The organism is Paenibacillus sp. AR247 (genome assembly GCF_002968895.1).
Lineage (GTDB): Bacteria > Bacillota > Bacilli > Paenibacillales > Paenibacillaceae > Paenibacillus_AQ > Paenibacillus_AQ favisporus.
Genome location: NZ_PCZT01000009.1, coordinates 563,559 through 568,397, shown reverse-complemented (window position 1 = coordinate 568,397; position 4,839 = coordinate 563,559). Strand labels below are relative to the sequence as shown.

3 protein-coding genes and 1 pseudogene are annotated in these 4,839 nt (G+C 57.0%); all 4 read left to right on the top strand.

Annotated features, from left to right (window positions below; all coding sequences use genetic code 11):
• On the top strand, nucleotides 1–1,167 hold a 1,167-nt coding region (locus tag CPT76_RS39400), incomplete at its 5' end, for a (2Fe-2S)-binding protein (RefSeq protein WP_258168283.1).
• A 7-nt stretch (nucleotides 1,168–1,174) separates the two neighbouring features.
• Nucleotides 1,175–3,031: pseudogene (locus CPT76_RS10640) on the top strand (molybdopterin oxidoreductase family protein); the annotation flags it as partial.
• Nucleotides 3,032–3,183: 152 nt separating this feature from the next.
• Nucleotides 3,184–4,038 carry an NAD-dependent epimerase/dehydratase family protein gene (locus CPT76_RS10635; RefSeq protein WP_105442897.1) on the top strand — a complete coding sequence of 285 codons (855 nt, stop codon included), beginning with the start codon at nucleotides 3,184–3,186 and terminating at the stop codon, nucleotides 4,036–4,038.
• A gap of 164 nt (nucleotides 4,039–4,202) precedes the next feature.
• Nucleotides 4,203–4,839: MerR family transcriptional regulator (locus CPT76_RS10630; RefSeq protein ID WP_105442896.1), on the top strand; the 637-nt coding region annotated here is incomplete at its 3' end.

Below are 4,839 nucleotides of genomic sequence, written 5' to 3'. Positions count from 1 at the left end.
AGGTGTCGGGCGTGGAGGTATTTTTCCGCCGGGCTGATCCAGGGTGGAGATTGCGAAACGGCGCTGCAGCACTACGACGGCGTGAAAGGGAACTATAAGAAGGTGACGATGAAAAACGGCAGAATTGCCGGAGCTGTGCTCTTTGGCGACACTTCGGAAGGGACGGAGCTGTTGGGCTATTTAAAGCGGCGGGCGTCGGTGTCCGCCTTGAAGGCGCAGCCTGCCGGGGGGAATTCTTCATTGGCCAAAACGGCCGAAGCTATGGGGGATCAGGATACGGTTTGCAATTGCAACAGTGTCACAAAAGCTGCCATTATGGAAGCCATCGGTCTGGACGGGGCACAAACCGTGGACCAGATTCGGGAGCGGACCAAGGCGTCCGGTTCCTGCGGAGGCTGCAAGCCGATGGTGGCCGCGATCCTAGAGCTGGCGAAGTCCTCGGGAGGGAAGAAGCCGGCTCCGGCCGCTGCTCCGGTGCCGATCTGCGGCTGCACGGAGATGGACCGCGCAGCGATCCGGGCCGCGCTGTACCCGGGCAGCGATGCAAGCGTCCAAGCAGCCATGCTGCGTCTGGGCTGGAAGCGCCCGGAAGGCTGCCCGGTATGCCGATCGGCTGCCGCTTATTATCTCGGCATCCATCGCTCCGCCGACGGCGGAGAGCCCATGATCCGTGTATCGGCAAACTCGGTCGTCTCACCAGGAGTTCCGCATTCGGAGGCCGGGCGGATCGCGCTCGAACTGGAACGAAGAAGCATGGGGTGGTTCATGCCGTCACGGATACGCATCGCGGTGTCAGCGGGTCCGCGCGACCCGGCGGGTGTCCTTGTACATGATCTCGGTATCGGTGCATCCCCGGTCGGATGGGAATTGTACGCCGGCGGACATATGGAGCATCCGGTCAAGTCGGCACAACTGGTCGATGTCCTGCCCGATGCCGGGGACATCATCGACATGGCTCTCGGCTGCCTTGCGCTGTACCGGGATTCCGCCTATTATCGGGAGCCTGTGTGGGAGTGGCTGGAACGATACGGGCTCCAGCGTTTACGGGAGAAGCTGCTCGATCCCGATGAGCGTGAATCGCTGATCGAAACGATAAGCATGGCCCGATCCGCGGAAATCGACGCACAATCCGATATACACTCTGAAGAAAGGACGGTGGGCATATGACGCTGACGCAGCGCGGTTCTCGGCCATTCAGGAGGTGTACGGCCGCGATGCCGTCGGTGTATATGGCGGCGGTTCATTGACGAATGAAACGGCGTATGCACTCGGCAAATTCGCAAGAGTGGCCCTCCGGAGCCGGTATATCGACTATAACGGGAGATTTTGCATGTCGGCGGCGGCCTCGGCCGGGGTAAAGACGTTCGGGATCGACCGGGGGCTGACCAATCAGCTGTCGGAAATCCCTCTGGCCGAATGCATTATTCTCGCCGGCACGAACATCGCGGAGTGCCAGCCAACCCTCATGCCTTATTTTATCCGGGCGAAAGAGAATGGGGCATTCATCATCGTCATTGATCCCCGGGCAACCGCGACGGCGGAGCTGGCGGATCTTCATCTCCAGGTGAAGCCGGGAACCGACAGCGCTTTGGTGAGCGGTATGCTGAAGGTCATCTTGGACGAAAATTTGATCGACTCGGCATTTATTCAGAGCCGCACAAAGGATTTTGACCAGCTCAAGGCTGATTTGCTCCGAATAGATTTGGAAGGGATTGCCGAGTTAACAGGCGTAAGCGTTGAGCAGATAAGAACCGCTGCCATGTCTTACGCCAAAGCGGGCACCGGCATGGTGTTTACTGCGCGCGGTGTGGAGCAGCATGCCGATGGGCATATGGCGGTCCGGAATTTTCTGAATATGGTTCTGGCCACCGGGAAAATCGGCAGGGAAGGCTGCGGCTACGGTGCCGTTACGGGCCAGGGGAACGGACAGGGCGGCCGAGAGCATGGACAGAAGGCGGATCAGCTGCCCGGCTACCGTTCGATCGAAAATGAAAACGACCGTACGTTCGTGGCAAAGGTTTGGGGAATTCCGCCCGAAGAGCTCCCTGGAAAAGGGGTATCCGCCTATGAAATGATGGAGCTCGTACACCAGGAACAAATCAAAGCGTTATTCGTCATGGGCTCGAATCCGGTAGTTTCCAATCCCCATGCTTCTCTGGTGGAGGAGGGCATCCGGAAGCTCGATTTTCTCGTCGTCGCCGATATGTTTCTGTCCGAAACGGCAAAATACGCGGACGTTGTCCTGCCGGTCACTTCCTATATGGAAAACGAAGGGACACTGACGAATCTGGAAGGGCGCGTGCTGCTGAGGGAAGCAGCCAGACCGGCGCCGGGCGAGACGCGCCATGATTGGCAGATTTTGTGCTCGGTTGCGGAAAAGCTCGGCAGAGGGGCTTATTTTCCGTTTAAGGAAGCAGAAGAAATTTTTAATGAGCTGAGAAAAGCCAGTCAGGGCGGGATTGCTGACTACTTCGGGATCACTTACGAACGCTTGCGGCGGGAAGAAGGCATTTACTGGCCGTGCCCGTCAACCGACCACCCGGGGACAGGGCGGCTGTTCGAATACTCCTTCGCTCACGCAGACGGACTTGCCCGGTTTCAGACGGTACCTGTTGCTTCACAGGGCGAGGAAACGGACGGCGAATATCCGCTCATCATGACCAACGGCAGGGTGCTTCCGCATTATTTGACGGGCGTTCAAACCCGGCGCAGCCCGGTGCTCGCCGCAAAGTTCGTGGAGAGCTTCATGGAAATTCACCCGCTGACCGCGCGTAAGCACCGGATTGAAGACGGAGCGCTCGTACGCGTCAGTTCCAAACGGGGGACGGTTACCGTACGCAGCCGGTATTCTGACAAAATTCGTGAGGATATCGTATTTATTCCGATGCATTGGGGAGACGCACAGAACGTGAATTTGGCCACCAATCCGGAGCTTGATCCATACTGCAAGATGCCTGATTTCAAAGTCAGTGCCGTCCGGGTTCGGCCGCTTGCCGAAGAATGGCCAGAACATGAGGGAGAGATCATCTAGAAAAAATACACTGCATATCTGAGTCCTACATTAGGTTTATCAACAAATTGGTCTGCTCCAAATCGCTGTGGATTGGCCCTTATTCCCGCCAATGACTCATGCTACAATAGCCGTGTCATGGAATTTACGATGCATGAAAGGGGAGAGGGCGCATGAATATTTTGATCGCAGGCGCTTCCGGAGCTGTCGGCCGTTTGCTGGTGCCGCGGCTGGTCCAGGCCGGCCATACGGTGACAGGTACGACTCATCGGCCGGAAAACATACAAGTCATTGAATCATTGGGAGCTAAAGCCCTCGTCGCGGATGCATTTGACCGGGATGCTACAGTTGCAGCAGTCCGCGAAGCAAGGCCGGAAGTCGTCATCCACCAGCTGACATCCCTCGGCAGCCGGGTTTTCGCGGAAAACTCCCGCATTCGGGTGGAAGGAACCCGTCATTTGGTCGATGCCGCCCGCGAAGCCGGCGTGAAACGAATCATTGTCCAGAGCATTGCGTGGGCTTATCAGCCGGGGGATGGTCCGGCGACAGAAAATGTACCTCTGGATGTCGAATCTGCGGATCCTTCCCGCAAACGTACCGTGGATGCCGTTGCTGCACTTGAGGAGACCGCAGCGGAAATTCCGGAGCATGTCATTCTTCGCTACGGGTTGTTTTATGGTCCCGGTACATGGTATACGAGCGGCGGGTATATGGCGGAAGAGGTGCGTGAGGGAAGAATGTCTGCCAATGAAGGAGTTTCCTCATTTATACATGTGGAGGACGCCGGCCATGCCGCATGCCAAGCGCTGGATTGGCCGTCCGGTGCTTATAATATTGTGGATGACGAGCCGGCAAGGGGTACCGATTGGCTCCCGATTTTTGCGGAGTCGGTCGGTGTTTCCCTGCTGCACACCGCTGCAGGTGAGGGGCAGCCTTGGGAACGTGGTGCGGCAAATGCCAAAGCACGCGGGCTGGGATGGAAACCGCTGTACCCCTCTTGGCGAACCGGTTTTCGAGGGAGTCATTAAAGCTTACGAAGTGCACGAATGCACCGCTTATCAGACATTGGACAGCCTGGGCTGTTCCGATGCTCTATAAGGGGTGCTTTTTTTGCGGGGAAACCAGCGGTATTTGTGCTTGACTCTCACCTATACGTGAGGGTTTAGTATGGATATGGGAGGTGCTTAAGTTGATGTATAAAATTGGACAGTTGGCCAAGGAGGCCGGTATCTCCATCCGCACGCTGCGCTATTACGATGAAATGGGTATCCTGACCCCCTCTTTCGTATCTGATGCCGGATATCGGTACTACAACGAAGACGACATCATGAAGCTGCATCACATTACGACTTTGAAGCAGCTTGGCTTTACACTGGGACAAATCCGAAACGTCTTAGAGGCGGAAGCCGGGGGGGCTCACGCTGAAAAATGGACACACGCAATTCGGATGCAGCTTGATTTGCTCCAGGATGAAAAGCATCGCCTCGAGCTGCTCGAGCGCCGGCTGCTGACGACGCTGCGCACAATCGAGCTCCGGGGTGACGTCCCGGTGGAAGAACTGGTCCTGTTCATCCAGATGCTCCATTCAAGAGAAGCCGACTCGGCAGCAAAATCCGTCCAGCGGAATAACAGGGTTCGGCAGTTTGCTCCCGATGAGCTCCCGATTATCGAGAAGCTGCCGAAGATTGATGAGGATGACCCGCGGTCGGATGAATGGATCGGCCTGCTGCGGGACATTCATCGCCACATCGAAGAGCCGCCGGATTCACCAGCATCCAGACAGTTGGCACAGCGGCTGCTGACCATTGGCGAAGGGTGGTTTGATGGCA

Excerpts from the sequence above, each read along its gene's own strand:
- CPT76_RS10635 (WP_105442897.1), top strand. The coding sequence starts at position 3,184 with ATGAATATTTTGATCGCAGGCGCTTCCGGAGCTGTCGGCCGTTTGCTG.